The 26,785-nt window shown below is 41.7% G+C and carries 26 protein-coding genes, 2 tRNA genes and 3 pseudogenes; 30 read left to right on the top strand and 1 reads right to left on the bottom strand.

The window, feature by feature from the left end; translation table 11 throughout:
* Window positions 1–7: 7 nt before the first annotated feature.
* The 6 genes from deoC to E7Y33_RS06715 all read left to right on the top strand — a co-directional run bounded on the left by deoC (window position 8) and on the right by E7Y33_RS06715 (window position 5,874).
* Entirely contained in the window at window positions 8–670 is a 663-nt protein-coding gene (deoC, locus tag E7Y33_RS06740; protein ID WP_139690021.1) for a deoxyribose-phosphate aldolase, read from the top strand.
* Window positions 657–1,046 (top strand): cytidine deaminase, encoded by a 390-nt coding sequence (locus E7Y33_RS06735; RefSeq protein ID WP_000246111.1) that lies wholly within the window; start codon window positions 657–659, stop codon window positions 1,044–1,046. The genes deoC and E7Y33_RS06735 overlap by 14 nt, the downstream gene beginning before the upstream one ends.
* Before the next feature lie 90 nt (window positions 1,047–1,136).
* Window positions 1,137–2,192 (top strand): BMP family lipoprotein, encoded by a 1,056-nt coding sequence (locus E7Y33_RS06730; protein WP_001036151.1) that lies wholly within the window; start codon window positions 1,137–1,139, stop codon window positions 2,190–2,192.
* Window positions 2,193–2,328: 136 nt separating this feature from the next.
* Window positions 2,329–3,864: an ABC transporter ATP-binding protein gene (locus tag E7Y33_RS06725; protein ID WP_000929834.1), complete on the top strand. Its 1,536-nt coding sequence runs from the start codon at window positions 2,329–2,331 to the stop codon at window positions 3,862–3,864.
* Window positions 3,857–4,915: an ABC transporter permease gene (locus E7Y33_RS06720; protein WP_000038684.1), complete on the top strand. Its 1,059-nt coding sequence runs from the start codon at window positions 3,857–3,859 to the stop codon at window positions 4,913–4,915. The genes E7Y33_RS06725 and E7Y33_RS06720 overlap by 8 nt, the downstream gene beginning before the upstream one ends.
* 2 nt (window positions 4,916–4,917) lie before the next feature.
* A complete protein-coding gene (locus E7Y33_RS06715) occupies window positions 4,918–5,874 on the top strand; it encodes an ABC transporter permease (RefSeq protein WP_000029131.1) in 957 nt (318 codons plus the stop codon).
* A gap of 34 nt (window positions 5,875–5,908) precedes the next feature.
* Here the strand turns inward: E7Y33_RS06715 and plsY are convergent, their stop codons facing one another.
* The gene (gene plsY, locus E7Y33_RS06710) at window positions 5,909–6,550 is read right to left on the bottom strand and encodes a glycerol-3-phosphate 1-O-acyltransferase PlsY (RefSeq protein WP_000988206.1); all 642 of its coding nucleotides are present in this window, start codon (window positions 6,548–6,550) and stop codon (window positions 5,909–5,911) included.
* A 135-nt stretch (window positions 6,551–6,685) separates the two neighbouring features.
* On the opposite strand from plsY, the gene parE reads away from it, so the two are divergent.
* The 24 genes and pseudogenes from parE (at window position 6,686) to E7Y33_RS06585 (ending at window position 26,755) form a co-directional block, all read left to right on the top strand.
* Entirely contained in the window at window positions 6,686–8,629 is a 1,944-nt protein-coding gene (gene parE / locus E7Y33_RS06705; protein WP_139690020.1) for a DNA topoisomerase IV subunit B, read from the top strand.
* 28 nt (window positions 8,630–8,657) lie between these two features.
* Complete coding sequence (locus E7Y33_RS06700) at window positions 8,658–9,008, top strand: lipoprotein (RefSeq protein WP_139690019.1); 351 nt, start codon at window positions 8,658–8,660, stop codon at window positions 9,006–9,008.
* Window positions 9,009–9,264: 256 nt separating this feature from the next.
* Window positions 9,265–9,481 (top strand): annotated as a pseudogene (locus E7Y33_RS06695) (toprim domain-containing protein); the annotation flags it as partial.
* A gap of 12 nt (window positions 9,482–9,493) precedes the next feature.
* Window positions 9,494–9,970, top strand: coding sequence for a hypothetical protein (locus tag E7Y33_RS06690; RefSeq protein WP_139690018.1), 477 nt, complete (start codon window positions 9,494–9,496; stop codon window positions 9,968–9,970).
* 400 nt (window positions 9,971–10,370) lie between these two features.
* Complete coding sequence (locus tag E7Y33_RS09575; protein WP_125825778.1) at window positions 10,371–10,850, top strand: hypothetical protein; 480 nt, start codon at window positions 10,371–10,373, stop codon at window positions 10,848–10,850.
* Window positions 10,840–11,046, top strand: a pseudogene (locus E7Y33_RS06675) (hypothetical protein); the annotation flags it as partial. The gene E7Y33_RS09575 and the pseudogene E7Y33_RS06675, both read left to right, overlap by 11 nt.
* A gap of 26 nt (window positions 11,047–11,072) precedes the next feature.
* The gene (locus tag E7Y33_RS06670; RefSeq protein WP_125825736.1) at window positions 11,073–11,447 is read left to right on the top strand and encodes a GNAT family N-acetyltransferase; all 375 of its coding nucleotides are present in this window, start codon (window positions 11,073–11,075) and stop codon (window positions 11,445–11,447) included.
* 66 nt (window positions 11,448–11,513) lie between these two features.
* Window positions 11,514–11,732, top strand: a pseudogene (locus E7Y33_RS06665) (GNAT family N-acetyltransferase); the annotation flags it as partial.
* Between the two features lie 16 nt (window positions 11,733–11,748).
* The gene (locus E7Y33_RS06660; protein WP_139690017.1) at window positions 11,749–12,597 is read left to right on the top strand and encodes an aminoglycoside 6-adenylyltransferase; all 849 of its coding nucleotides are present in this window, start codon (window positions 11,749–11,751) and stop codon (window positions 12,595–12,597) included.
* Between the two features lie 212 nt (window positions 12,598–12,809).
* Window positions 12,810–15,290, top strand: coding sequence for a DNA topoisomerase IV subunit A (gene parC / locus E7Y33_RS06655; RefSeq protein WP_139690016.1), 2,481 nt, complete (start codon window positions 12,810–12,812; stop codon window positions 15,288–15,290).
* 115 nt (window positions 15,291–15,405) lie between these two features.
* On the top strand, window positions 15,406–16,443 hold the full coding sequence (locus E7Y33_RS06650) for a branched-chain amino acid aminotransferase (protein ID WP_284697408.1): 1,038 nt from the start codon (window positions 15,406–15,408) through the stop codon (window positions 16,441–16,443).
* 112 nt (window positions 16,444–16,555) lie between these two features.
* Entirely contained in the window at window positions 16,556–16,786 is a 231-nt protein-coding gene (locus E7Y33_RS06645) for a DUF2969 domain-containing protein (protein ID WP_000037107.1), read from the top strand.
* Window positions 16,787–16,835: 49 nt separating this feature from the next.
* Window positions 16,836–16,916: transfer RNA gene (locus tag E7Y33_RS06640), tRNA-Tyr, on the top strand.
* Between the two features lie 8 nt (window positions 16,917–16,924).
* A tRNA-Gln gene (locus E7Y33_RS06635) sits at window positions 16,925–16,996 on the top strand.
* A 162-nt stretch (window positions 16,997–17,158) separates the two neighbouring features.
* Window positions 17,159–18,361, top strand: a complete 1,203-nt coding sequence (gene rpsA / locus E7Y33_RS06630) for a 30S ribosomal protein S1 (protein ID WP_001001617.1) — start codon at window positions 17,159–17,161, stop codon at window positions 18,359–18,361.
* A gap of 82 nt (window positions 18,362–18,443) precedes the next feature.
* A complete protein-coding gene (locus tag E7Y33_RS06625) occupies window positions 18,444–18,941 on the top strand; it encodes a GAF domain-containing protein (RefSeq protein WP_125825731.1) in 498 nt (165 codons plus the stop codon).
* Window positions 18,941–20,599 (top strand): DNA polymerase III subunit gamma/tau, encoded by a 1,659-nt coding sequence (gene dnaX / locus E7Y33_RS06620; protein WP_139690015.1) that lies wholly within the window; start codon window positions 18,941–18,943, stop codon window positions 20,597–20,599. The genes E7Y33_RS06625 and dnaX overlap by 1 nt, the downstream gene beginning before the upstream one ends.
* A 27-nt stretch (window positions 20,600–20,626) precedes the next feature.
* Window positions 20,627–20,821 carry a DUF3272 family protein gene (locus E7Y33_RS06615; RefSeq protein ID WP_139690014.1) on the top strand — a complete coding sequence of 65 codons (195 nt, stop codon included), beginning with the start codon at window positions 20,627–20,629 and terminating at the stop codon, window positions 20,819–20,821.
* 151 nt (window positions 20,822–20,972) lie between these two features.
* The gene (gene sufC / locus E7Y33_RS06610; RefSeq protein ID WP_000114489.1) at window positions 20,973–21,743 is read left to right on the top strand and encodes a Fe-S cluster assembly ATPase SufC; all 771 of its coding nucleotides are present in this window, start codon (window positions 20,973–20,975) and stop codon (window positions 21,741–21,743) included.
* Window positions 21,744–21,770: 27 nt separating this feature from the next.
* Complete coding sequence (gene sufD / locus E7Y33_RS06605) at window positions 21,771–23,033, top strand: Fe-S cluster assembly protein SufD (RefSeq protein WP_000159650.1); 1,263 nt, start codon at window positions 21,771–21,773, stop codon at window positions 23,031–23,033.
* Window positions 23,034–23,043: 10 nt separating this feature from the next.
* Window positions 23,044–24,270, top strand: coding sequence for a cysteine desulfurase (locus tag E7Y33_RS06600; protein WP_139690013.1), 1,227 nt, complete (start codon window positions 23,044–23,046; stop codon window positions 24,268–24,270).
* Window positions 24,257–24,697 carry a Fe-S cluster assembly sulfur transfer protein SufU gene (sufU, locus tag E7Y33_RS06595; protein WP_139690012.1) on the top strand — a complete coding sequence of 147 codons (441 nt, stop codon included), beginning with the start codon at window positions 24,257–24,259 and terminating at the stop codon, window positions 24,695–24,697. Before E7Y33_RS06600 ends, sufU begins: the two co-directional genes overlap by 14 nt.
* 57 nt (window positions 24,698–24,754) lie before the next feature.
* On the top strand, window positions 24,755–26,167 hold the full coding sequence (gene sufB / locus E7Y33_RS06590; protein ID WP_139690320.1) for a Fe-S cluster assembly protein SufB: 1,413 nt from the start codon (window positions 24,755–24,757) through the stop codon (window positions 26,165–26,167).
* Window positions 26,168–26,185: 18 nt separating this feature from the next.
* Complete coding sequence (locus tag E7Y33_RS06585) at window positions 26,186–26,755, top strand: hypothetical protein (RefSeq protein ID WP_139690011.1); 570 nt, start codon at window positions 26,186–26,188, stop codon at window positions 26,753–26,755.
* The last annotated feature ends 30 nt before the right edge of the window (window positions 26,756–26,785 follow it).

The raw sequence follows: 26,785 nt of genomic DNA, 5'->3' as shown, positions 1-26,785 counted from the left end.
TCCGAATATGAAGTTAAATAAATATATCGATCATACGCTTTTAAAGCAAGATGCAAGCCAAGAACAAATTGATCGTTTGCTATCTGAAGCGCGTGAGTATGACTTTGCCAGCGTTTGTGTCAATCCCACATGGGTTAAACATGCGAAAACAGGGCTTGATGGCTCAGATGTAAAAGTTTGTACAGTAATAGGTTTTCCTTTGGGAGCAACAACTTCAGCTGTGAAAGCTTTTGAAACCAAGGAAGCCATCCAAAACGGTGCAGATGAGATTGATATGGTTATCAATGTCGGTGCCCTCAAATCAGGCAATCTGGATTTGGTTGAATCGGACATCCGTGCTGTCGTAGAAGCAAGTGGTGACAAGTTGGTTAAGGTCATTATTGAAGCTTGCTTGTTGACAGACGATGAAAAGGTTGTGGCCTGCCAATTATCCCAGAAAGCAGGCGCTGACTTTGTCAAAACATCAACTGGATTTTCAACTGGTGGTGCCACTATTGAGGATGTTCAGTTGATGCGTAAAACAGTCGGGCCAGATATGGGAGTTAAGGCAGCTGGTGGAGCTCGTTCATATGCAGATGCTGTCGCTTTTGTGGAAGCAGGCGCTACCCGTATCGGAACATCTGCTGGTGTAGCGATTTTAAAAGGAGAATTGGCAGATGGCGACTACTGAGTTGATTGAACTAGCAATTGAAACCAGCAAACAAGCCTATGTGCCTTATTCTCACTTTCCTATCGGAGCTGTTTTAGTAGCCAAGGATGGTAGTATTTATACGGGTGTAAACATCGAGAATGCTAGCTATCCCTTGACTAATTGTGGAGAGCGTACTGCTATTTTCAAAGCAGTTTCGGAGGGGCAACGGGAGTTTTCAGAATTGATTGTCTACGGACAAACTGAAAAACCCATCTCGCCATGTGGTGCTTGCCGCCAGGTCATGGTTGAATTTTTTGAACAAGATCTAAAAGTGACTTTAGTCGCTAAAGATAAATCGACGGTCGAGATGACGGTCGGGGAGTTACTTCCATACTCATTTACAGACTTAAATTAGTCTGGGCCACTCTTGTAGTGGCTGTGGTCCTTGTGGCCAACCAATCCATACTTGCAACATCGTTGCACATCTTATTTAGGAGGTTCAGTAATGAACAAGAAACAATGGCTAGGCCTTGGTCTAGTTGCAGTAGCAGCAGTTGGACTTGCTGCATGTGGTAACCGCTCTTCTCGTAACGCAGCTTCATCTTCATCAGAAATGAAGACCAAAGCAGCAATTGTAACAGATACTGGTGGTGTTGATGATAAATCATTTAACCAATCAGCTTGGGAAGGTTTGCAAGACTGGGGTAAAGAACACAATCTTTCTAAAGATAAAGGTTACACTTACTTCCAATCAACAAGCGAAGCAGACTATGCTAACAACTTGCAACAAGCGGCTGGAAGTTACAACCTGATCTTTGGTGTTGGTTTTGCCCTTCACAATGCAGTTGAGGAAGCAGCAAAAGACCACTCTGACCTAAACTATGTCTTGATTGATGATGTGATTGAAGGTCAAAATAATGTTGCGAGCGTAAGATTTGCGGATAACGAAGCAGCTTACCTTGCTGGTGTTGCAGCAGCGAAAACTACGAAAACAAAACAAGTTGGTTTTGTAGGTGGTATCGAATCTGAAGTTATTTCACGTTTTGCAGCTGGATTCAAAGCTGGTGTTGAGTCAGTAGACCCATCTATCAAAGTCCAAGTTGACTACGCTGGTTCATTTGGTGATGCTGCCAAAGGTAAAACAATTGCAGCAGCTCAATACGCTGCCGGTGCAGACGTTGTCTACCAAGCAGCTGGAGGTACAGGTGCTGGTGTCTTTGCTGAAGCAAAATCATTGAATGAAAACAAAAATGAAGACGAAAAAGTTTGGGTTATCGGTGTAGACCGTGACCAAGCAGCAGAAGGTAAATACACTTCTAAAGATGGTAAAGAATCTAACTTCGTTCTTGTATCTACATTGAAACAAGTTGGTACAACTGTAAAAGATATTGCCAACAAAACAGAAAAAGGTGAATTCCCTGGCGGACAAGTGATTGTCTACTCATTGAAAGATAAAGGGGTTGAACTAGCAGTAACAAACCTTTCAGAAGAAGGTAAAAAAGCTGTTGAAGATGCAAAAGCTAAAATCCTTGACGGAAGTGTAAAAGTTCCTGAAAAATAATGGATAAAAGTCATTTCTTAGGAAGCGGCCATTGGTCGCTTCTTTAAGAATTGAGGCAATTTTTGTCTCAATAGAGCTTGTTAATGTGATTAGCAGGTTTTATTGAAATAAAATAAACCTCTGAAAGGAAGAGCATATGGCACACGAAAATGTCATTGAGATGCGGGATATTACCAAGGTGTTTGGTGAATTTGTAGCAAACGACAAAATCAACTTGCAACTGCGAAAAGGTGAAATTCATGCACTTTTAGGAGAAAATGGAGCGGGTAAATCCACTCTGATGAATATGCTGGCAGGACTCCTTGAGCCAACGAGTGGTGAAATTGTGGTGAATGGTCAGGTTGTAAAACTTGACTCGCCATCTAAAGCCGCTGGTCTTGGAATTGGGATGGTTCACCAACATTTTATGTTGGTTGAGGCTTTTACAGTAGCTGAGAATATCATTTTAGGGAGTGAAATCACTAAAAATGGTGTTCTAGACATAGCTGGTGCTACTAAAGAAATCAAGGCTCTTTCTGAACGTTATGGTTTGGCAGTGGATCCTGCTGCTAAGGTGGCGGATATTTCCGTTGGTGCCCAACAACGTGTAGAAATCTTGAAAACACTCTATCGTGGTGCTGATATCCTTATCTTTGATGAACCTACAGCCGTATTGACTCCTTCAGAGATTGATGAGTTGATGGCAATCATGAAAAACCTTGTCAAAGAAGGGAAGTCCATTATTTTGATTACCCACAAGTTAGATGAGATTCGTGCGGTATCGAATCGAGTGACGGTTATCCGTCGTGGGAAATCAATCCAGACGGTTGAAATCGCAGGCGCAACAAATGCGGACTTGGCAGAAATGATGGTTGGACGCTCAGTCTCTTTTAAAACGGAAAAACAAGCACCGCAACCAAAAGAAGTGGTCTTGTCTATCAAAGACTTGGTTGTCAATGAAAATCGCGGTGTACCAGCTGTGAAGAATCTTTCTTTGGATGTTCGTGCTGGTGAAATTGTTGGTATTGCAGGTATTGATGGCAATGGTCAGTCTGAACTCATTCAAGCCATTACTGGTCTTCGTAAGGTTGAGTCAGGTAGCGTTGAATTAAAAGGCAAATCAATCGTGGGGATGCATCCTCGACAAATTACAGAACTCAGTGTGGGGCATGTTCCTGAAGACCGCCACCGTGATGGCTTGATTTTGGAGATGATGATTTCAGAAAATATCGCTCTTCAAACCTACTACAAAGAACCACTCAGCAAAAATGGCATCTTGAACTATGCCAATATCACTTCACATGCTAAGAAATTAATGGAAGAATTTGACGTCCGTGCGGCAAGCGAATTTGTTCCAGCGGCAGCTCTTTCAGGAGGAAATCAACAAAAAGCAATTATTGCTCGTGAAATTGACCGAGATCCTGATCTCCTTATCGTCAGCCAGCCAACTCGTGGTTTGGATGTCGGTGCCATTGAATATATCCACAAACGTTTGATTGAAGAGCGTGATAACGGTAAGGCTGTCCTTGTTGTCAGCTTTGAATTGGATGAGATTTTAAATGTCTCAGACCGAATTGCTGTTATTCACGATGGTAAGATTCAAGGTATTGTATCGCCAGAAACAACTAACAAACAAGAACTTGGTGTCTTGATGGCAGGTGGAAACTTGGGAAAGGAGAAGAGTGATGTCTAAAAAGTTACAACAAATTTCGGTTCCCTTGATTTCCGTATTCTTAGGAATCCTGCTTGGAGCCATTGTCATGTGGATCTTCGGATATGATGCTATCTGGGGTTATGAGGAGTTGTTCTATACAGCTTTTGGTAGCCTCCGTGGGATTGGAGAAATTTTCCGTGCCATGGGTCCTCTTGTATTGATAGGTCTTGGTTTCGCAGTTGCCAGTCGTGCAGGTTTCTTTAACGTCGGACTTCCTGGTCAGGCACTTGCAGGCTGGATTCTCAGTGGTTGGTTTGCCTTGTCAAATCCAGATATGCCTCGTCTCGTTTTGATTCCATTAACAGTAATCATTGCTTTGATCGCAGGTGGAATTGTTGGTGCCATTCCAGGTATCCTCAGAGCCTATCTCGGTACGTCAGAGGTCATTGTGACCATCATGATGAACTACATTGTATTGTATGTGGGAAATGCCTTTATTCATGCCTTTCCTAAAGATATTATGCAAAGTACAGACTCAACGATTCGTGTTAGTGCCAACGCTACATACCAGACCCCATGGTTATCAGAGTTGACTGGAAATTCTCGTATGAATATCGGAATCTTCTTTGCAATCATTGCTGTTGGCGTGATTTGGTTCTTGCTCAAGAAAACGACTCTCGGTTTTGAAATTCGTGCAGTTGGTCTCAATCCCCATGCTTCAGAGTACGCTGGTATTTCAGCAAAACGTACAATCATTCTATCAATGATTATCTCTGGTGCTTTGGCTGGTCTTGGTGGAGCGGTAGAAGGTCTTGGAACTTTCCAAAACGTTTACGTTCAGGGCTCATCATTAGCTATCGGATTTAACGGAATGGCAGTTAGTTTGCTTGCTGGAAATTCACCAATTGGAATTCTCTTTGCAGCCTTCTTATTTGGAGTTTTGCAAGTAGGAGCACCGGGTATGAATGCAGCACAAGTTCCGTCTGAGCTTGTCAGCATTGTAACAGCGTCTATTATCTTCTTTGTCAGCGTTCACTACATTATCGAACGCTTTGTCAAACCTAAAAAACAAGTTAAAGGAGGTAAGTAAGGATGTCTATTACAACATTGCTCACCCTCTTGGTCTCTTCTATGCTGATTTACTCAGCACCACTTATTTTTACGAGTATCGGGGGAGTTTTCTCTGAACGTGGTGGTGTCGTTAACGTTGGTCTTGAAGGAATTATGGTTATGGGAGCCTTTTCTGGGGTTGTCTTTAACCTTGAGTTTGCAGAACAACTTGGAGCAGCGACTCCTTGGATTTCCTTGTTAGTTGCTGGTATCGTGGGAGCTATTTTCTCCCTCATCCATGCCGTCGCTACAGTTCATTTCCGTGCAGACCATGTTGTCAGTGGTACAGTATTGAACTTGATGGCTCCTGCCCTAGCAGTTTTCTTGGTTAAAGTTCTTTATAACAAAGGGCAAACGGATAACTTAAGCCAGACTTTTGGACGTTTTGATTTCCCAGTTTTGGCTGATATCCCTGTGATTGGTGATATCTTCTTCAAGTCAACCAGTCTACTAGGTTATATCGCGATTGCCTTCTCTTTCCTTGCTTGGTTTATCCTCTTCAAGACCCGCTTTGGTCTTCGCCTTCGCTCTGTTGGTGAACACCCTCAAGCAGCGGATACCTTGGGGATCAATGTCTACAAGATGCGATATCTTGGGGTTATCATTTCAGGTTTCCTAGGGGGAATTGGGGGAGCGATTTATGCTCAATCCATTTCAGTTAACTTCTCAGTGACAACTATTGTCGGTCCTGGATTTATCGCTCTTGCGGCAATGATCTTTGGTAAATGGAATCCAATCGGTGCTATGCTTTCTAGTCTCTTCTTTGGACTTTCACAAAGTTTGGCAGTTATCGGTTCTCAATTGCCTTTCCTACAAGGAGTGCCAGCGGTTTACCTTCAAATCGCCCCTTATGTCTTGACCATTCTTGTCTTAGCAGCCTTCTTTGGAAAAGCAGTTGCACCTAAGGCAGACGGTATCAACTACATCAAGTCAAAATAAGCATACAAAAAAACGTCAGTTTCAAACTGGCGTTTTATTTGTTAGGATTTTGATGGGTTAGGTTCAATCCCCAAGGGACAAGATTTTCAGTTTTATTTTTGATACGTGTGATATTATCCTTGTGACGAATGATAATCAAGCTAGCAAGTGCTAGGATAATCAAAATGAAGAGAGGGTCATAGCTGTTTAGGATAAAACCAAATAGTGGAAATAGGAGAACTCCGATAACGGCTGCGATAGAAGCGGTAACGCTAGACAGTGAAATCATACTGCCTAGATAGAGGCTTCCAAAGAATACGATTGCTAGATAGAGACAGAAAACAGGCGCAAATCCGAAAATCACTCCAGCACTGGTTGCGACAGCCTTGCCCCCCTTAAATCCTGCAAAGATAGGGAAAGTATGTCCAATCACAGCCAAAAGTCCAAATACAAGAGGTGATACACCTTGAAGGTGGAAAAGAATAGGAAGGAGAGTGGCCAAGGTCCCTTTAAAGAAGTCAATCACAAAGGTTGCCATACCCGCTTTCTTACCCAAAATTCGGAAAGTATTGGTTGTTCCGGTGTTTCCAGAACCATGTTCACGCAGATTTGTTTGAAAGAAGATTTGTCCAATCCATAGACCAGACGGAATCGAACCTAACAGATAAGCTAAAATTAATAATACAAATGTCATCATAGACCTATTATACCATGAAATGGTATAGAAAGTCAGGGAATATCCTGTGAATTTGTGACAGCTGAAAGGGAAAAGCTTTGCAAAATCGCTAGAAAACCTGTAAAATAGTAAAGATGAACAAATAGGAGGTTCCTTGTGTCAAAAAAGGAAATCAATATTAATAACTACAATGATGACGCCATTCAGGTGCTAGAAGGGTTGGATGCGGTCCGTAAACGTCCAGGGATGTATATCGGATCGACCGACGGTGCTGGTCTCCATCATCTAGTCTGGGAAATTGTCGACAATGCAGTTGATGAAGCCTTGTCTGGATTTGGTGAACGCATTGATGTGACCATCAATAAAGACGGCAGTCTAACCGTTCAAGACCATGGTCGTGGGATGCCAACTGGGATGCATGCCATGGGAATTCCAACTGTTGAGGTTATCTTTACCATTCTCCACGCTGGAGGAAAATTCGGTCAAGGTGGCTACAAAACATCTGGTGGTCTCCACGGGGTGGGATCTTCGGTTGTTAATGCACTCTCAAGTTGGTTGGAAGTTGAAATTACCCGTGACGGTACAGTCTACAAGCAACGATTTGAAAATGGTGGAAAACCCGTTACAACCTTGAAGAAAATTGGTACAGCACCCAAGTCTAAGACAGGTACCAAGGTTACCTTCATGCCTGACGCGACGATTTTTTCTACGACTGACTTCAAGTACAATACCATTTCAGAACGACTCAATGAGTCAGCCTTTCTCTTAAAAAATGTCACCTTGTCTTTGACAGATAAGCGAACAGATGAAGCAATCGAATTCCATTATGAGAACGGGGTACAAGACTTTGTTTCTTACCTCAATGAAGACAAGGAAACCTTGACGCCAGTCCTATACTTTGAAGGCGAAGATAATGGTTTCCAAGTGGAAGTTGCCCTCCAGTACAATGATGGGTTTTCAGATAACATTCTATCCTTTGTCAATAACGTTCGCACGAAAGATGGTGGAACGCATGAGACGGGACTCAAGTCTGCCATTACAAAGGTCATGAATGACTATGCGCGTAAGACAGGTCTTCTCAAGGAAAAAGATAAAAATCTTGAAGGTTCAGACTATCGTGAGGGACTTGCAGCCGTTCTTTCTATCCTAGTTCCTGAAGAACACCTCCAGTTTGAAGGTCAGACCAAGGATAAACTAGGGAGTCCTCTGGCTCGTCCAATTGTCGATGGTATTGTGGCTGATAAGTTAACCTTCTTCCTCATGGAAAATGGAGAACTAGCTTCCAATCTCATTCGTAAGGCTATCAAGGCCCGTGATGCGCGCGAGGCGGCCCGCAAAGCGCGTGATGAGAGCCGAAATGGTAAGAAAAACAAGAAAGACAAGGGCTTGTTGTCTGGAAAATTGACTCCAGCTCAATCTAAAAATCCAGCAAAGAACGAGCTCTACCTAGTCGAAGGGGACTCTGCCGGTGGTTCTGCCAAACAAGGCCGTGACCGTAAGTTCCAGGCTATCTTGCCCCTTCGAGGTAAGGTCATCAATACAGCCAAGGCCAAGATGGCGGATATCCTCAAAAATGAAGAAATCAATACCATGATTTATACCATTGGTGCGGGTGTGGGAGCAGACTTCTCCATTGAAGATGCCAACTATGACAAAATCATTATCATGACCGATGCGGATACTGACGGTGCTCATATCCAAACCTTGCTCTTGACATTTTTCTATCGTTACATGCGTCCGCTAGTTGAGGCAGGCCATGTCTATATTGCCCTTCCGCCTCTTTACAAGATGTCCAAAGGCAAAGGCAAGAAAGAAGAAGTGGCCTATGCTTGGACGGACGGAGAGCTAGAAGAACTCCGCAAGCAATTTGGCAAAGGAGCCACTCTCCAACGCTACAAAGGTCTTGGTGAGATGAATGCGGACCAACTCTGGGAAACAACCATGAATCCAGATACTCGAACTCTCATTCGTGTCACGATTGAAGACTTAGCACGCGCCGAACGCCGTGTCAATGTCCTTATGGGAGATAAGGTCGAACCACGCCGTAAGTGGATTGAGGATAATGTCAAGTTTACGCTTGAGGAAGCGACAGTATTTTAATAAATTTTAGAATTACAAAGGAGTTATGATGAAAAAAATATATGCTGTTCTATTAGTTGCTTTTATGGCTGTTATTTTATCTGCTTGTGCCTCGAAGGAGGCATGGCTAAAAGGTACATGGACTAGTGATCAAACAAATTCTAAGTATGAATTTAAAGAAGAAAGTGGGAAGTGGACTATTTTAAGTGGTGAAAGCAAAATAGCTGAGAATCTAGAAGTAAAGGATCGTAAAGATTCGGTTGTAAACTTAGTTGATGATAATGGAATTCAATATCAGGTTGAAAAGAAAGATAAAGATACAATTCATCTTGAAATATTTAATTCAGACGGACTTTCTGCTACTAATGGTCAAGGCTTCGAATTTAAAAAGGATCAGTAAAATGACAAAAAGGTTAATCTTTAATTTTAACTAAACATTAGGTTATTTCAGCTAATAAGCAAAGTAAGATTTCGTTTTATAGAAACTGTGACAGGATTGTTGGATTTTGAATTATATCACAGGTATCAAAAATTATACAGGTAAAGTTTGCTAATCTATTTCCAAGTTAACTACTTTCAATAATGAAGGAAAGGAAACCTTGACGCCAGCCCTATACTTTGAAGGCGGAGACAATGGTTTTCAAGTGGAAGTTGCCCTCGAACGCTACAAGGGTTTTTGGTGAGATGAATGCGTATCAACTCTGGGAAACAACGATGAATCCAGAAACCCGCACTCTTATCCGTGTTACAATCGAAGATCTAGCTCGCGCTGAACGCCGTGTCAATGTCCTCAGGGGAGACAAGGGTGAACCATGTCGCAACTGGATTGAAGACAATATCAAGTTTACGCTGGAAGAAGCGACTGTGTTTTAAGGAGTATGATTAATGGATAGTTCAGGACATTCGATTTTTGGAAGTTATTTGGGTTTGATTTTCTTAGTTTCTTTACCCTCGGCTATTCTTGCATTCTACATTAACAGTCGAAAAAAAAGTTTCCAAGGTTTATATGCACCGATTGTATTTACCTTGTTTATGATCTTGATGCTTTTATTCAATATGGATTCCTCAGAATCCGGTTCTTTAGTGGCATCCTTTGTCATGATTTTATTTGGTTTTCCTTTGATAGCAGGAGCCTTAATCTACACACTTATTCGATTGTGTTATGTCTATCCGGAGAAACGGTGGAAGGCTCTTTTGATTTTCCTATCCTATGTTTTGGGCCCCCTATCTGTAGGTATTCTGGGATGGTATGTGGTAAATTTAGTTCAGATACATCTGTTGACATTCTTGGTAATGATTTTGATGATTCTGGTTTCTTATCTTCCTCCTCTCTATCTCCATTACACCAAACGAAATCAGTAAGACAAGAATACTTTTTGGTAGGGGATAGAGATTAATTGCTTAGCTAATGTCGGAGATGACCGATTGTTTATAATTTATAATAAAAAACTATTTCATATAGCTCTAAGTGATGAAGGAGAGAAATATGAGAACAGAACCCTAAATGCTTGGACTGATTTTAGGAACAGTTAAAACTTTAAAAGTTGACGCTGATAAGAACTCAAGTATCTCCTCCTCAATAATCTGACGGATGACCTCACTCAGACCCGTTTCTTTAAGGGGATGGATGCTTCATATTATTACGAAGGATATAACTTTTACCAGACAGGGGAGATATAAAGTTCAAGTAAAGGTGATGATTATCTTTTGTAGGTAAACAATCGCTAAAACTATTGGAGGTGCAGGATTGATTACGTTATTAATGATACCTTTTTTCCTTGTTCTCTTGGCCATTTTTGGAATTATATATGATTTAATGACCAATAAAGGTAGAAAAGAGTGTGCTCGCACAGTATCCTTGTTTATATTGAACATCCTCACTATTGGTATCTGTTTATTAGATCTACCAATGGAAAGTAAACCATACTCAGGAATAGGGTTTATCTTATTTTATGCACTTGCCTTCACACCTTTGATGATTGTTTTCTCACTATATACCCTCTATCGGATTGGAAAACATTATAGGTATTTTAAGAGTAAGTTTGCTATAACACTCCTATTCAATGCTATTTTACTTTTCCTTCTTTCATTAGTAAATACTTTTGTATTATGGAGAAGCTTTCAAATATATCATAGAAACGATATGAATTGGTTTTATTTTATTTTAATCGTTTTTGGGATTTGTTCAACTATCCAATTCATTGTAGGGGAACTTGAGAAGAAAAGAATACAAGGAATCTAGTCAAAACAAGGAAGTCCGTGTAAAACTACAAGAAATCTATGACTTCCTTGTGGATTTTACTGCAATCAACGCCTACGCTTATCCTGAAAGAACTCACGTGGTCAATCTCCGCGACCACATCAACACCATCCGCAGCCTCTACAAAAAACGCAAACCTGCTATGAAGGTAACGGAAGCAGTGGGGAGTGTTAATTAAGTCTGACAGATTTGGAGGAATAGAAGATGATTATCAGACCTGCAAGCAGAAAAGATTGTCAAGCTATTTATAGCCTTTATCAAAGTGAAAAATGGCTTTCTTTTACAGAGGAAAAAGTGACATCTCTATTCTCAACAAATCTGTCTCATTACTTGGTGCTTGAAGAGGGCCAGAAAATCCTTGGCTTTGCCCGTTATCTGACGGATGAAGTGATGACGACCTTTTTAGCTGAAATAATTATTGATAAATCCCACCGAAGAAAAGGACTGGGACAGCAGCTGATTGAGGAGATCCACAAAAAATATCCTTTGACACGGATTGAATTAATATCTGAAGCAGATGGATTTTATCGGTCAATAAGTTTTAAGCCTGTTGGTACAGGATTTAGAAAATCTGAATGAAAGGAGACAGCCAATGACGCTTGACAACAAACTGGGTCTGACATATTTGCTTGAACTAGCCAAGATGGTTATGCGACGGAGGCTGCCCAAGCCTGTCTAGACTTTGTTTTTCAGCAGGCTGGCTTGTCAGAAGTTTACTCTTTTACATCCTTACTCAATCAACTTTCGCAAAAAGTCATGCAAAAACTGAACATGGAATTTGTCAAAGAATTTGATAATTAAAAAGTTCCAGCAGACAGTCCGCTTTATAGACATGTCCTCTACAGAATCAAGAGTTTCCACTAAAAAGGCAGGTATTCCCATGAGAACTGAAACCGAGATGTTTGATGTGATTTTGCAAACCGCAAAAGTGCTACAGGTTGATGCTGTGGCTCTATCTGGTTCACGTACAAACCAAAAGATTCAAACAGATGAATTTCAAGACTATGATGTTGTCTATATTGTGGATGACTTAGATTATCTGACGAGGGATCTTTCTTGGCTGACCCAGTTCGGCAAACGTATCATCGAGCAAGAGGTTACTCTGGGACATCGCCGTCTCTACCTCATGCTTTTCGAAGATGGCAATCGGATTGATTTAACCCTCTGCCCCAAAGACCAAATTCAAGAGTGGTTAGAAAACGAAGCGGATTTCACGGTACTAGAGGATCCTAAGGGTTTGTTTGAGTCTTATTATCCCAGGCCAGAACGTTTCTGGATACATCCAGCTAGTGAGATGGATTTTAAAAAAACTTGTAATGAATTTTGGTGGGTGTCAGCTTACGTGGTTAAAGGAATTTGTCGCAAGCAAGTCATATATGCGACAGACCATCTCTACGGTATTTGTCAGCAAGAACTCTTGAAAGTCTTGACCTGGCAGGTGGCAAGTGATAGGGGAAAGGTTGATATCGGTAAAAACTACAAGTACCTCTTTAATTACTTGCCTGCTGAGAAAGAGAAGGAATTCTCAAATCTACTTGATTTTTCAAGTAGTGACAAAATCACTCAATCTTTGTTTGCTACGATGGACCTTTTCCACCGAGAGGCTCAGTCCCTTGCTCAAAAAATGGGATTTAACTACGATAAAGAAGTAGCTGAGAAGATGATTCAGTATGCTGAGGAGAGACTTTCAAATCACCAACTAAATAAAGTATATAATTTAAAAGATTAAATTACAGAAAAGATAGTTTAGTTATATATAGAAACTGAACACGGGACTAATTTCTGTAAATTATCCCTTATTCTATAAAAACCTACTCTACATTCTTTGAAAGGAGTTGAACATGCCCTAAATGCTGTGTGAAAAAGATAAATTCTCTTGTGAGCATCGCTCACTGCAATAATTTCCTATTTTCACTTTGCATTTTACGGGCTTAGTATCCTATGTCTAACATTCAAAACATGTCCCTGGAGGACATCATGGGAGAGCGCTTTGGTCGCTACTCCAAATACATCATTCAAGACCGGGCTTTGCCAGATATTCGTGATGGATTGAAGCCTGTGCAACGTCGTATTCTTTATTCGATGAATAAGGATGGCAATACCTTTGACAAGAGCTACCGTAAGTCGGCCAAGTCTGTCGGTAACATCATGGGGAATTTTCACCCACACGGTGATTCTTCCATCTATGATGCCATGGTTCGTATGTCACAGGACTGGAAGAACCGTGAAATTCTAGTTGAAATGCACGGTAATAACGGTTCCATGGACGGGGATCCACCTGCGGCTATGCGTTATACAGAGGCTCGTTTGTCTGAGATTGCTGGTTATCTTCTTCAAGATATCGAGAAAAAGACAGTTCCCTTTGCTTGGAACTTTGACGATACCGAGAAAGAGCCGACGGTTTTGCCAGCAGCATTTCCAAACCTCTTGGTCAATGGTTCGACTGGGATTTCGGCTGGTTACGCTACAGACATTCCACCGCATAATTTAGCTGAGGTTATTGATGCGACGGTTTATATGATTGACCACCCAACAGCCAAGGTGGACAAGCTCATGGAATTCTTACCTGGTCCAGACTTCCCTACAGGGGCTATCATCCAAGGGCGTGATGAAATCAAGAAGGCCTATGAAACTGGGAAAGGACGCGTAGTTGTTCGTTCCAAGACGGAGATTGAAAAGCTAAAAGGTGGTAAGGAACAAATCGTTATCACTGAGATTCCTTATGAAATCAATAAGGCTAATCTAGTTAAGAAAATTGATGATGTTCGTGTCAATAACAAAGTAGCTGGTATTGCTGAGGTTCGTGATGAGTCTGACCGTGACGGTCTTCGTATCGCTATTGAACTTAAGAAAGATGCGAATACCGAGCTTGTACTCAACTATCTCTTCAAATACACTGACCTGCAAATCAACTACAACTTTAACATGGTGGCGATTGACAATTTCACACCTCGTCAGGTTGGAATTGTTCCAATCTTATCTAGCTATATCGCCCACCGTCGTGAAGTAATTTTGGCTCGTTCCCGCTTTGACAAGGAAAAAGCTGAGAAACGTCTCCATATCGTTGAAGGTTTGATTCGCGTGATTTCGATTTTGGACGAAATCATTGCCCTTATCCGTGCTTCTGAGAACAAGGCTGACGCCAAGGAAAACCTCAAGGTCAGCTATGAGTTTACAGAAGAGCAGGCTGAAGCTATCGTGACCTTACAACTTTACCGTTTGACCAATACAGACGTGGTTGTCTTGCAGGAAGAAGAAGCAGAACTTCGTGAGAAGATTGCAATGCTCGCGGCGATCATCGGTGACGAACGGACTATGTACAATCTCATGAAGAAAGAACTCCGTGAGGTCAAAAAGAAATTTGCGACTCCACGTTTGAGTACTTTGGAAGATACAGCAAAAGTAATCGAGATTGACACAGCTAGTTTGATTGCTGAGGAAGATACCTATGTTAGCGTGACCAAGGCTGGTTACATCAAGCGTACTAGCCCACGTTCCTTTGCAGCATCTACGCTGGAAGAAATTGGCAAGCGTGATGATGATCGTCTGATCTTTGTACAAACTGCCAAGACAACCCAGCACCTCTTGATGTTCACTACTCTTGGAAATGTCATTTATCGACCAATCCATGAATTGGCAGATATTCGTTGGAAGGATATCGGAGAGCATCTGAGCCAGACCATTACAAACTTTGAAACTAACGAAGAAATCCTCTATGCAGAAGTAGTGGATCAGTTTGATGATGCGACAACTTATTTTGCAGCGACTCGCCTTGGTCAAATCAAGCGTGTAGAACGTAAAGAATTCTCTCCATGGCGGACCTATAAGTCGAAGTCTGTTAAGTATGCCAAGCTCAAAGACGAGACAGACCAGATTGTAGCAGTGGCTCCGATTAAACTAGATGATGTTCTTTTGATTAGTCAAAACGGTTATGCCCTTCGTTTCAATATCGAAGAGGTTCCAGTTGTTGGTTCCAAGGCTGCAGGTGTCAAGGCTATGAACCTGAAAGCAGATGATGCGCTTCAGGCAGCCTTCATCTGTAACACCTCATCCTTCTACCTCTTGACCCAACGTGGAAGCTTGAAACGCGTTTCCATTGAGGAAATTCCAGCGACCAGCCGTGCTAAACGAGGCCTACAAGTCTTGCGTGAGTTGAAAAACAAACCGCATCGTGTCTTCTTGGCTGGAGCAGTTGCAGAGCAAGGTTTCGTTGGTGATCTCTTTAGTACAGAAGTAGAAGAAAACGACCAAACGTTACTTGTTCAATCTAACAAGGGAACAATCTATGAGAGTCGATTGCAGGACCTCAACTTGTCTGAACGCACTAGCAATGGAAGCTTTATCTCAGACACCATTTCAGATGAAGAAGTTTTCGATGCTTACCTCAAAGAAGTCTTTAAAGAGGACAAAACAAATTCGTAAAAAGAATCAGTCCAGAGGGCTGATTTCTTTATGTTGAAAAAATTTTCAGAAAATTACAAATAATACTTGAAATTTTACTAGAAAAGTGTAGAATAGAACACATAGTTTGAATAGTATAAAGGAGAAACACATGACAGTTGCAATTGATTGGGAAAACCTTGGATTTGCTTATATGAAATTACCTTACCGTTATATCGCTCACTACAAAAATGGTCAATGGGATCAAGGAGAATTGACAGAGGATGCAACCTTGCATATTTCAGAGTCTTCTCCAAGCCTCCATTATGGACAGCAAGCATTTGAGGGATTGAAAGCCTACCGTACCAAGGATGGCAGTGTTCAACTTTTCCGTCCTGACGAAAATGCCAAGCGTCTGCAACGTACCTGCGACCGCCTCTTGATGCCACAAGTTCCGACAGAAATGTTTGTAGAAGCTTGTAAAGCAGTTGTGCGTGCAAATGAAGAATACGTCCCACCATATGGAACAGGTGGAACCCTTTATCTTCGTCCGCTGTTGATTGGTGTTGGGGATATTATTGGGGTTAAACCTGCAGAAGAGTATATTTTCACCATCTTTGCTATGCCAGTTGGTAACTATTTTAAAGGTGGTTTAGTCCCAACCAACTTCTTGATTCAGGATGAATACGACCGGGCAGCCCCAAATGGTACAGGTGCAGCCAAGGTAGGTGGGAACTATGCTGCTAGTCTCCTTCCAGGTAAAATGGCCAAGTCACGTCAATTTTCAGATGTTATCTACCTAGACCCATCTACACATACAAAAATTGAAGAAGTCGGATCAGCCAACTTCTTTGGAATCACGGCAGACAATGAATTTGTTACGCCATTGAGTCCATCTATCTTGCCATCTATTACCAAGTATTCTTTGCTTTACTTGGCAGAACACCGCTTGGGCTTGACACCGATTGAAGGTGATGTCCCAATCGATAATTTGGATCGTTTTGTAGAGGCAGGAGCTTGTGGTACAGCAGCGGTCATTTCGCCAATTGGAGGTATCCAACATGGCGATGATTTCCATGTTTTCTATAGCGAAACAGAAGTAGGTCCTGTTACACGTAAACTCTATGATGAATTGACTGGTATCCAATTTGGTGACGTAGAAGCACCAGAAGGATGGATTGTCAAAGTGGACTAAAAGACATGAAATAAAGAAGAGCTCCATAGCAGTTGTAATAGCTGAAATGGAGTTTTTTCTTGCTAGTTTGAGCATTTTCTTGTACAATAGAAAAAGTGAAAAGAGGTACAGTATGAGTAAAAAAGATAAGAAAATTGAAATTCAATTAACGGATGCAAAAGTGACTGTTGGAAAAGACAGCTATGAAGGATACGTTTTGACGATCGGGAAAAAGGTTATTGGGGAAATTGCCGAATTAGATAGCCAATTTGCCATCATAAAGAATGGAAATGTCGATAGTTTTTATAAAAAACTTGAAAAAGCTGTGGAAATTTTGATTGAAAACTATAATTTGACAAAATAATACTTGTTTTATTGAAAATTTCATGATATAATAGTTCTCGTTAAACATTGGAGAGATAGCGAAGAGGCTAAACGCGGCGGACTGTAAATCCGCTCCTTCGGGTTCGGGGGTTCGAATCCCTCTCTCTCCATTCATCAATGGGGTATAGCCAAGCGGTAAGGCAAGGGACTTTGACTCCCTCATGCGTTGGTTCGAATCCAGCTACCCCAGTTCTTAGGTAATAAATTCAAGATAAAAAGAAAAATATCTTAGGGTATTTTATTTTTATAATTGAAAGACGTGAACGATATGAACATGTCTTTGCGGGTGCTTAGGAAAAAAATTATAAGTATGTCAAGTTTGGAAAAACTTGATTGTTGGAGGATTTTTTAGATGAACGAATTTGAAGATTTGCTAAATAGCGTTAGCCAAGTTGAGCCTGGTGATGTTGTTAGTGCTGAAGTATTGACAGTTGATGCGACTCAAGCTAACGTTGCAATCTCTGGGACTGGTGTTGAAGGTGTCTTGACTCTTCGCGAATTGACAAACGATCGCGATGCAGATATCAATGACTTTGTGAAAGTAGGAGAAGTATTGGATGTTCTTGTACTTCGTCAAGTAGTTGGTAAAGATACTGATACAGTTACATACCTTGTATCTAAAAAACGCCTTGAAGCTCGCAAAGCATGGGACAAACTTGTAGGACGCGAAGAAGAAGTTGTTACTGTTAAAGGAACTCGTGCCGTTAAAGGTGGACTTTCAGTAGAATTTGAAGGTGTTCGTGGATTTATCCCAGCTTCAATGTTGGATACTCGTTTCGTACGTAACACTGAGCGTTTCGTAGGTCAAGAATTTGATGCCAAAATCAAAGAAGTTGATCCTAAAGAGAACCGCTTCATCCTTTCACGTCGTGAAGTTGTTGAAGCAGCTACTGCAGCAGCTCGTGCTGAAGTATTCGGTAAATTGGCTGTTGGTGATGTAGTAACTGGTAAAGTTGCTCGTATCACAAGCTTCGGTGCTTTCATCGACCTTGGTGGTGTTGACGGATTGGTTCACTTGACTGAGTTGTCACACGAACGTAACGTTTCACCTAAATCAGTTGTAACTGTTGGTGAAGAAATCGAAGTGAAGATCCTTGATCTTAACGAAGAAGAAGGACGCGTATCACTTTCACTTAAAGCAACAACACCTGGACCATGGGATGGCGTTGAGCAAAAATTGGCTAAAGGTGATGTAGTAGAAGGAACAGTTAAACGTTTGACTGACTTCGGTGCATTTGTTGAGGTATTGCCAGGTATCGATGGACTTGTTCACGTATCACAAATTTCACACAAACGTATCGAAAATCCAAAAGAAGCTCTTACTGTTGGTCAAGAAGTTACTGTTAAAGTCCTTGATGTTAACGCTGACGCAGAACGTGTATCACTTTCTATCAAAGCTCTTGAAGAACGTCCAGCTCAAGAAGAAGGACAAAAAGAAGAAAAACGTGCTGCTCGTCCACGTCGTCCAAAACGTCAAGAAAAACGTGATTTCGAACTTCCAGAAACACAAACAGGATTCTCAATGGCTGACTTGTTCGGTGATATCGAACTTTAATCAAATTGATAATCACAAAATCCTTTGTTTAAAACAAGGGATTTTTCTTTTGTCTCTTTCTCATTTTTGATATAATAGTTCTATGTTAGATTCAGAAAAACAATCACAATATCAATTGTTAAATGAGGAACTCTCTTATTTACTTGAAGGTGAGAGCAATGTTCTTGCCAATCTTTCGAATGCTAGTGCCCTCCTGAAATCTCGCTTTCCCAATACCGTATTTGCAGGTTTTTATCTGTTTGATGGTAGCGAATTGGTTTTAGGGCCTTTTCAGGGTGGCGTTTCTTGCATTCGCATCCCGCTTGGAAAAGGCGTGTGTGGAGAAGCTGCTGAGTTTCAAGAGACTGTTTTGGTTGGTGATGTGAGCACCTATCCAAACTACATTTCTTGTGATAGTATGTCCAAGAGTGAAATCGTGGTTCCCATGCTCAAGAATGGTCGATTGCTGGGTGTCTTAGACTTGGATTCTTCACTTATTGATGATTACAATGCCATTGACCGTGATTACTTGGAACAATTTGTCGCTATTTTGCTTGATAAGACAGAATGGGACTTTACGATGTTTGAGGAGAAAGCCTAATGTATCAAGCACTTTATCGAAAATATAGAAGCCAGACTTTTTCACAACTGGTAGGTCAAGAGGTTGTGGCTAAAACCCTAAAACAAGCAGTTGAGCAGGAAAAGATTAGTCACGCTTATCTTTTCTCGGGCCCTCGTGGAACTGGGAAGACCAGTGTAGCCAAGATTTTTGCCAAGGCTATGAACTGTCCGAATCAAGTGGACGGAGAACCATGTAATAACTGTTATATCTGCCAAGCAGTCACAGAAGGTAGTTTAGAAGATGTTATCGAAATGGATGCTGCTTCGAATAACGGAGTCGATGAGATTCGTGAAATTCGTGATAAATCCACCTATGCTCCTAGCTTGGCTCGTTATAAGGTCTATATTATCGACGAGGTTCATATGTTGTCTACCGGAGCCTTTAATGCGCTTTTGAAGACCCTTGAAGAACCAACTCAGAATGTTGTCTTTATCTTGGCGACCACCGAATTGCATAAGATTCCAGCAACTATTTTATCGCGTGTCCAACGTTTTGAGTTTAAATCAATTAGAACGCAAGATATCACAGCACATATTCATCATATTTTAGAAAAAGAAAATATTAGTTCTGAACCAGAGGCTGTGGAAATCATTGCTAGACGAGCTGAAGGTGGGATGCGGGATGCCTTGTCTATTCTGGACCAAGCCTTGAGTTTGACGCAAGGGAATGCTTTAACGACAGCTATTTCTGAGGAGATTACAGGCACTATTAGTCTATCAGCTCTAGATGACTATGTGGCCGCTTTGGCCCAACAGGATGTCCCCAAAGCACTCGATTCTTTGAATCTTTTGTTTGAAAATGGCAAGAGCATGACTCGTTTTGTGACGGATCTCTTGCAGTATTTGCGGGATCTACTGGTTGTTCAGACAGGTGGCGAAAATACTCATCATAGTCCAGTTTTTATGGACAATCTAGCTCTTTCTCAGGAAAGTCTCTTTGAAATGATTCGAATAGCGACTGTGAGCTTGGCGGATATGAAAGCTAGCCTGCAACCTAAGATTTATGCTGAGATGATGACCATTCGTTTAGCGGAAATCAAGCCTGAATCTGCGGTTTCGGGAGCTGTTGAAAGTGAAATTTCTGCACTGAGACAGGAAATCGCCCGTCTCAAACAAGAACTTGCCAATGTGGGCACGGCTCCTAAACAAGTTGCGCCAGTTCCTAGTCGTCCAGCCACTTCCAAAACAGTCTATCGAGTGGATCGCAACAAGGTTCAGTCTATCCTGCAAGAAGCTGTTGAAAATCCTGATTTGGCACGGCAAAACTTGATTCGCCTCCAGAATGCATGGGGAGAAGTAATCGAAAGCTTAGCTGGACCTGATAAGGCCCTTCTCGTAGGTTCTCAACCAGTTGCGGCCAATGAACACCATGCTATTTTAGCCTTTGAGTCTAATTTCAATGCTGGTCAAACCATGAAACGGGATAACCTCAATACCATGTTCGGCAATATTCTCAGCCAATCCGCTGGATTTTCACCTGAGATTCTGGCTATTTCCCTAGAGGAATGGAAAGAGGTTCGAGCAGCATTTTCAGCTAGAAACAAGTCTTCTCAAGCTGACCAAGAGGTGGAAGAAGAGAGCCTGATTCCAGAAGGATTTGAATTTCTAGCTGATAAAGTTATGGTCGAAGAAGACTAAAAATGGATTTCATGATACAATAATCCTATGACTAGACAACAATTTATCGTGATAGCACTATTTACCGCTGTTGAGACTTATTTTTTTAATGAAGCTTGGATGACTGGTCGCTATTTCATGGCAGCCTTTTGGGCCATTCTACTTTTTCGAAATTTTAGGTTAAGTTATGTAATGGGGAAAATAGTAGATGCCATTGATCAGCACCTAAACCGCAAGGATTAGTCACTAGCTTCTAAACAAAATCAAAGCCTTTTAGGCTTTTTTTTGTTATACTAGTAGAGTATATTTATGGACCTTTTCTTGTATTTTTTGAGAAATGTAAGTGATTTCTTTAAGGATAAAGGAAGTAGGCCAGAAAAAGAAAGGAACTATCATGTCAGTATTAGAGATCAAAGATCTTCACGTTGAAATTGAAGGAAAAGAAATTTTAAAAGGAGTCAATCTGACTCTAAAAACAGGAGAAATCGCAGCTATCATGGGACCAAATGGTACAGGTAAATCAACTCTTTCTGCAGCTATTATGGGGAACCCTAACTATGAAGTTACCAAAGGGGAGGTCTTGTTTGATGGCGTAAACATCCTTGAATTGGAAGTGGACGAGCGTGCGCGTATGGGACTTTTCCTTGCTATGCAATACCCATCAGAAATCCCAGGAATTACCAATGCTGAGTTTCTTCGTGCAGCTATGAATGCTGGCAAAGAAGATGATGAAAAGATTTCAGTTCGTGAGTTCATTACTAAACTAGACGAGAAAATGGAATTGCTCAACATGAAAGAAGAAATGGCAGAGCGTTACCTCAACGAAGGTTTTTCAGGTGGTGAGAAAAAACGTAATGAAATTCTTCAACTCTTGATGTTGGAACCAACTTTTGCCCTCTTGGATGAGATTGACTCAGGTCTTGATATTGACGCCCTTAAAGTTGTATCAAAAGGTGTCAACGCTATGCGTGGTGAAGGTTTTGGTGCTATGATCATCACTCACTACCAACGTCTTTTGAACTACATCACACCAGACGTGGTCCACGTGATGATGGAAGGTCGTGTTGTCCTTTCTGGTGGTCCAGAATTGGCTGCCCGTTTGGAACGTGAAGGATACGCAAAACTAGCTGAAGAACTTGGCTACGACTACAAGGAAGAATTGTAATTCCCTCGTATCTTTTAGGAGAAGTAAATGACTAAAGAGAATATTAAACTTTTTTCAGAAATGCACGCTGAACCAAGCTGGTTGGCTGACCTCCGTCAAAAAGCTTTTGATAAGATTGAGAGTTTGGAATTACCAGTTATTGAGCGTGTCAAATTTCACCGTTGGAATCTGGGAGATGGAACCATCAAAGAAAGTGAACCTTCAGCAAATGTTCCTGACTTCACGGCTCTAGATAATCACTTGAAGTTGGTGCAAGTAGGAACGCAGACTGTTTTTGAACAAACTCCAGTTGAATTGGCTGAACAAGGAGTAATCTTTACAGACTTCCACTCAGCTTTAGAAGAAATTCCCGAACTTATCGAGGAATTCTTCATGTCATCTGTTAAGTATGACGATGACAAGTTGGCAGCCTACCATACAGCTTACTTTAACAGTGGTGCTGTTCTCTACATTCCTGATAATGTTGAGATTACAGAGCCAATCGAAGGAATTTTCTACCAAGACAGCGATAGCGATGTGCCATTTAACAAGCATATTATGATTATCGCTGGTAAAAATTCTAAGATTAGTTATCTGGAGCGTTTAGAGTCACGTGGCGAAGGTAGTGCGAAAGCAACTGCCAATATCACAGTTGAAGTGATTGCTCGTTCTGGTGCGCAAGTGAAATTTGCGGCCATTGACCGTTTAGGTGAAAATGTCACGGCCTACATTAGCCGTCGTGGTAAACTAGGCAACGATGCAAGCATTGACTGGGCAATCGGTGTCATGAACGAAGGAAATGTTGTTGCGGACTTTGATAGCGACTTGATTGGAAATGGTAGCCATGCTGACCTTAAAGTCGTAGCTCTTTCAAGTGGTCGTCAGGTTCAAGGGATTGATACTCGAGTGACTAACTATGGTTGCAACTCTATCGGAAATATCCTCCAACATGGGGTTATCCTTGAAAAAGCAACCTTGACCTTCAACGGTATCGGACACATCATTAAGGGGGCTAAGGGAGCCGATGCGCAACAAGAGAGTCGTGTTCTCATGCTTTCAGACCAAGCACGTTCAGATGCCAACCCAATTCTTTTGATTGATGAAAATGATGTAACTGCAGGTCACGCGGCTTCTATCGGTCAGGTGGATCCAGAAGATATGTACTACCTCATGAGCCGTGGCTTGGACAAGGCGACTGCTGAGCGTTTGGTTGTTCGTGGTTTCCTTGGCTCCGTAATTGTTGAGATTCCAGTCAAAGAAGTTCGTGACGAAATGATTGCAACGATCGAAGAAAAATTGTCAAAACGCTAAGGGGAAGCCTATGTTAGATGTAGAAGCGATTCGCAAGGATTTTCCAATTTTAGACCAGATTGTCAACGATGAACCTCTGGTCTATCTGGACAATGCTGCGACGACACAAAAACCACTAGCAGTTCTTGAAACAATCAATCGCTATTATGAGCAGGAAAATGCCAATGTTCACCGTGGTGTTCATACCTTGGCGGAGCGAGCAACAGCTTCTTATGAAGCTGCTCGTGAAACCATTCGTAAGTTTATCAATGCAAGCTCTACAAAGGAAGTACTCTTTACCAGAGGAACGACGACCAGTCTTAACTGGGTGGCACGTTATGCTGAAGAAGTGTTGACTGAGGGAGACCAGGTCTTGATTTCTGTCATGGAACATCATTCCAATATCATTCCTTGGCAGGAGGCCTGCCGCAAGACTGGGGCAGAGCTTGTCTATGTCTATCTTAAGGATGGAGCTCTGGATATGGCTGACTTGCAGGTAAAATTAACTGACAAGGTCAAGTTTGTTTCGCTAGCTCACGCTTCAAATGTTCTGGGTGTGGTCAATCCCATCAAAGAAATTACTCAGATAGCCCACAAAGTTGGAGCCATCATGGTGGTGGATGGCGCTCAGTCTACGCCTCATATGAATATTGATGTACAGGGCTTGGACGTGGACTTCTTTGCCTTTTCAGGTCATAAGATGGCTGGTCCAACTGGTATTGGTGTCCTTTATGGTAAAGAAAAGTATCTGGAACAAATGTCACCAGTTGAATTTGGTGGCGAAATGATTGATTTCGTTTATGAACAATCTGCTAGTTGGAAGGAATTGCCTTGGAAATTCGAGGCTGGAACGCCAAATATGGCAGGTGCTATCGGACTTGCTGCTGCAGTAGATTATCTAGAAAAAATTGGCATGGATGCCATTGAAGCCCATGAACAAGAATTGATTGCCTACGTCTATCCAAAACTGCAGGCTATTGAAGGTTTGACCATTTATGGTTCGCAGGACTTGGCTCAACGTTCGGGTGTCATTGCTTTTAACTTAGGGAATCTTCATCCCCACGATCTTGCGACGGCTCTGGATTATGAAGGAGTGGCTGTTCGTGCTGGTCACCACTGTGCGCAACCCTTGCTCCAATATTTGGAAGTCCCAGCAACAGCTCGTGCAAGTTTTTATATCTACAATACCAAGGCAGATTGCGACAAACTAGTCGATGCCTTACAAAAGACAAAGGAGTTTTTCAATGGCACTTTCTAAACTAGATAGCCTTTATATGGCAGTGGTAGCAGACCATTCGAAAAATCCACATCACCAAGGGAAGTTAGAAGACGCTGAACAAATCAGTCTCAATAATCCAACCTGTGGGGATGTTATCAACCTCTCTGTCAAGTTTGACGCAGAGGACCGTTTGGAAGATATTGCTTTTCTAAATTCAGGATGCACGATTTCAACTGCCTCTGCTAGTATGATGACAGATGCCGTTTTAGGAAAAAACAAACAAGAAATTTTAGAACTTGCGACTATTTTTTCTGAAATGGTTCAGGGGAAAAAAGATGAACGTCAAGACCAACTTGGAGACGCGGCATTCTTATCAGGTGTTGCCAAATTCCCGCAACGAATCAAGTGCGCAACTCTAGCTTGGAATGCCCTTAAGAAAACAATTGAAGATCAAGAAAAACAGTAAGACAAGTTTCTTTTGTCTTACGAATCAGTAGAAATGAAGAATGAAAGAAAGGATATTATGGCTGAAGAAAGAGTAGAACCAAAACCAATTGACCTTGGTGAATATAAATTTGGTTTCCATGACGATGTAGAGCCTGTCCTATCGACAGGAAAAGGATTGAATGAAGAAGTCATTCGCGAATTATCAGCTGCTAAGGGTGAACCTGAGTGGATGTTAGAATTCCGTTTGAAGTCTTATGAAATCTTCAAAAAAATGCCCATGCAAACCTGGGGAGCAGACTTGTCAGAGATTGACTTTGATGACTTGATCTATTACCAAAAACCATCTGATAAACCAGCCCGTTCTTGGGATGAAGTTCCTGAAAAAATCAAAGAAACCTTTGAACGTATCGGGATTCCAGAAGCTGAGCGTGCTTATCTAGCAGGTGCCTCTGCCCAGTACGAGTCAGAAGTGGTCTACCACAACATGAAGGAAGAGTTCCAGAAATTGGGGATTATCTTTACAGATACGGATTCTGCCCTCAAGGAATACCCAGACTTGTTTAAACAATACTTTGCGAAGTTGGTACCGCCGACAGATAACAAGTTGGCAGCCCTCAATTCAGCAGTATGGTCTGGTGGAACCTTTATCTATGTACCAAAAGGTGTTAAGGTAGATATTCCACTTCAAACCTACTTCCGTATCAACAACGAAAATACAGGTCAGTTTGAACGTACCTTGATTATCGTTGACGAGGGAGCAAGCGTTCATTACGTAGAAGGATGTACAGCACCAACTTATTCTAGCAACAGCTTGCACGCTGCCATCGTAGAAATCTTTGCCTTGGACGGGGCTTATATGCGCTATACAACCATCCAAAACTGGTCTGACAACGTTTATAACTTGGTAACCAAACGTGCTAAAGCAATGAAAGATGCGACTGTTGAGTGGATTGATGGTAACTTGGGTGCTAAAACAACCATGAAATACCCATCTGTTTATCTGGATGGAGAAGGAGCCCGTGGTACCATGCTCTCTATCGCCTTTGCTAACGCAGGGCAACATCAGGATACGGGTGCCAAGATGATCCACAACGCCCCACATACAAGCTCCTCTATCGTGTCTAAATCCATCGCTAAAGGCGGAGGCAAGGTGGACTACCGTGGACAAGTGACTTTCAACAAGAACTCTAAGAAATCTGTTTCTCACATCGAGTGTGATACCATTATCATGGATGACTTATCAGCGTCAGATACCATCCCATTCAATGAAATTCACAACTCGCAAGTTGCATTGGAACACGAAGCCAAGGTATCTAAGATTTCAGAAGAACAACTCTACTACCTCATGAGCCGAGGTTTATCAGAAACTGAGGCAACCGAGATGATTGTCATGGGATTTGTGGAGCCCTTCACAAAAGAACTTCCAATGGAATATGCAGTTGAGCTCAACCGCTTGATTAGCTATGAAATGGAAGGGTCTGTTGGGTAAAAGATAAAGGAGAAACAAATGGGATTTTTAAAGCGTTTATTTGGAACGATTGAAAAAGTGAATAAGGGAGAAGCCCCAATTGAAGAGTTGGATCAAGCATTTGTTTTTAATCTTGAAGCAGAAGCAGATGATTATTGGAGACAAATGGAAGAGCTCCTTTTGATAAACGCTGTAAAAGCTGTTGGTGGTCCTGAGGCGGTAGAACGTGCTTTTGTTCTAGCTAATTTCAAAGAAAATCAAGAAACTTTTGAGCTCTTTTATCAAGTAAACGGTCAGCTCCTTTCGTGGAAAGAGATGGATGAAAGTATTGTCGCTAAGATTAGTAACCAACTACTTCCTCAAGCTCCTGAGGTGGCTCGAGCAGTAAATGAGAATTACGAAGAAGCGAAGGTTCCAGTAATTGAATACGCTATGCTTCAGTTTGAAACTGCAACCATGGCTTGGTTTGGTCGGAAGCTGACAACAGCTTCTCCAGAAGCCCAATTGACTTTTGAAGAATTGGTATCAGGTTGGCGCGCTATTTTAGAACAAGAAGTTCCAAATCGTCCTTTAGATAGTGACCGTCCGTTCCCTTACTTTGAAGTTTAAAAAATCTCAAATCCCCAAAAAACTTTCAAT

The sequence above is a fragment of the Streptococcus oralis genome (assembly GCF_006175905.1).
Lineage (GTDB): Bacteria > Bacillota > Bacilli > Lactobacillales > Streptococcaceae > Streptococcus > Streptococcus oralis_BG.
This window is presented reverse-complemented; position numbering and strand designations above follow the sequence as displayed.

Bases quoted from the DNA above. Each gene is read 5' to 3' on its own strand.
- deoC (WP_139690021.1), top strand. From the start codon at position 8: ATGAAGTTAAATAAATATATCGATCATACGCTTTTAAAGCAAGATGCA.
- E7Y33_RS06735 (WP_000246111.1), top strand. From the start codon at position 657: ATGGCGACTACTGAGTTGATTGAACTAGCAATTGAAACCAGCAAACAA.
- E7Y33_RS06730 (WP_001036151.1), top strand. From the start codon at position 1,137: ATGAACAAGAAACAATGGCTAGGCCTTGGTCTAGTTGCAGTAGCAGCA.
- E7Y33_RS06725 (WP_000929834.1), top strand. From the start codon at position 2,329: ATGGCACACGAAAATGTCATTGAGATGCGGGATATTACCAAGGTGTTT.
- E7Y33_RS06720 (WP_000038684.1), top strand. From the start codon at position 3,857: ATGTCTAAAAAGTTACAACAAATTTCGGTTCCCTTGATTTCCGTATTC.
- E7Y33_RS06715 (WP_000029131.1), top strand. From the start codon at position 4,918: ATGTCTATTACAACATTGCTCACCCTCTTGGTCTCTTCTATGCTGATT.
- plsY (WP_000988206.1), bottom strand. From the start codon at position 6,550: ATGATGACATTTGTATTATTAATTTTAGCTTATCTGTTAGGTTCGATT.
- E7Y33_RS06700 (WP_139690019.1), top strand. From the start codon at position 8,658: ATGAAAAAAATATATGCTGTTCTATTAGTTGCTTTTATGGCTGTTATT.
- E7Y33_RS06690 (WP_139690018.1), top strand. From the start codon at position 9,494: ATGGATAGTTCAGGACATTCGATTTTTGGAAGTTATTTGGGTTTGATT.
- E7Y33_RS09575 (WP_125825778.1), top strand. From the start codon at position 10,371: ATGATACCTTTTTTCCTTGTTCTCTTGGCCATTTTTGGAATTATATAT.
- E7Y33_RS06670 (WP_125825736.1), top strand. From the start codon at position 11,073: ATGATTATCAGACCTGCAAGCAGAAAAGATTGTCAAGCTATTTATAGC.
- E7Y33_RS06660 (WP_139690017.1), top strand. From the start codon at position 11,749: ATGAGAACTGAAACCGAGATGTTTGATGTGATTTTGCAAACCGCAAAA.
- parC (WP_139690016.1), top strand. From the start codon at position 12,810: ATGTCTAACATTCAAAACATGTCCCTGGAGGACATCATGGGAGAGCGC.
- E7Y33_RS06645 (WP_000037107.1), top strand. From the start codon at position 16,556: ATGAGTAAAAAAGATAAGAAAATTGAAATTCAATTAACGGATGCAAAA.
- rpsA (WP_001001617.1), top strand. From the start codon at position 17,159: ATGAACGAATTTGAAGATTTGCTAAATAGCGTTAGCCAAGTTGAGCCT.
- E7Y33_RS06625 (WP_125825731.1), top strand. From the start codon at position 18,444: ATGTTAGATTCAGAAAAACAATCACAATATCAATTGTTAAATGAGGAA.
- dnaX (WP_139690015.1), top strand. From the start codon at position 18,941: ATGTATCAAGCACTTTATCGAAAATATAGAAGCCAGACTTTTTCACAA.
- E7Y33_RS06615 (WP_139690014.1), top strand. From the start codon at position 20,627: ATGACTAGACAACAATTTATCGTGATAGCACTATTTACCGCTGTTGAG.
- sufC (WP_000114489.1), top strand. From the start codon at position 20,973: ATGTCAGTATTAGAGATCAAAGATCTTCACGTTGAAATTGAAGGAAAA.
- sufD (WP_000159650.1), top strand. From the start codon at position 21,771: ATGACTAAAGAGAATATTAAACTTTTTTCAGAAATGCACGCTGAACCA.
- E7Y33_RS06600 (WP_139690013.1), top strand. From the start codon at position 23,044: ATGTTAGATGTAGAAGCGATTCGCAAGGATTTTCCAATTTTAGACCAG.
- sufU (WP_139690012.1), top strand. From the start codon at position 24,257: ATGGCACTTTCTAAACTAGATAGCCTTTATATGGCAGTGGTAGCAGAC.
- sufB (WP_139690320.1), top strand. From the start codon at position 24,755: ATGGCTGAAGAAAGAGTAGAACCAAAACCAATTGACCTTGGTGAATAT.
- E7Y33_RS06585 (WP_139690011.1), top strand. From the start codon at position 26,186: ATGGGATTTTTAAAGCGTTTATTTGGAACGATTGAAAAAGTGAATAAG.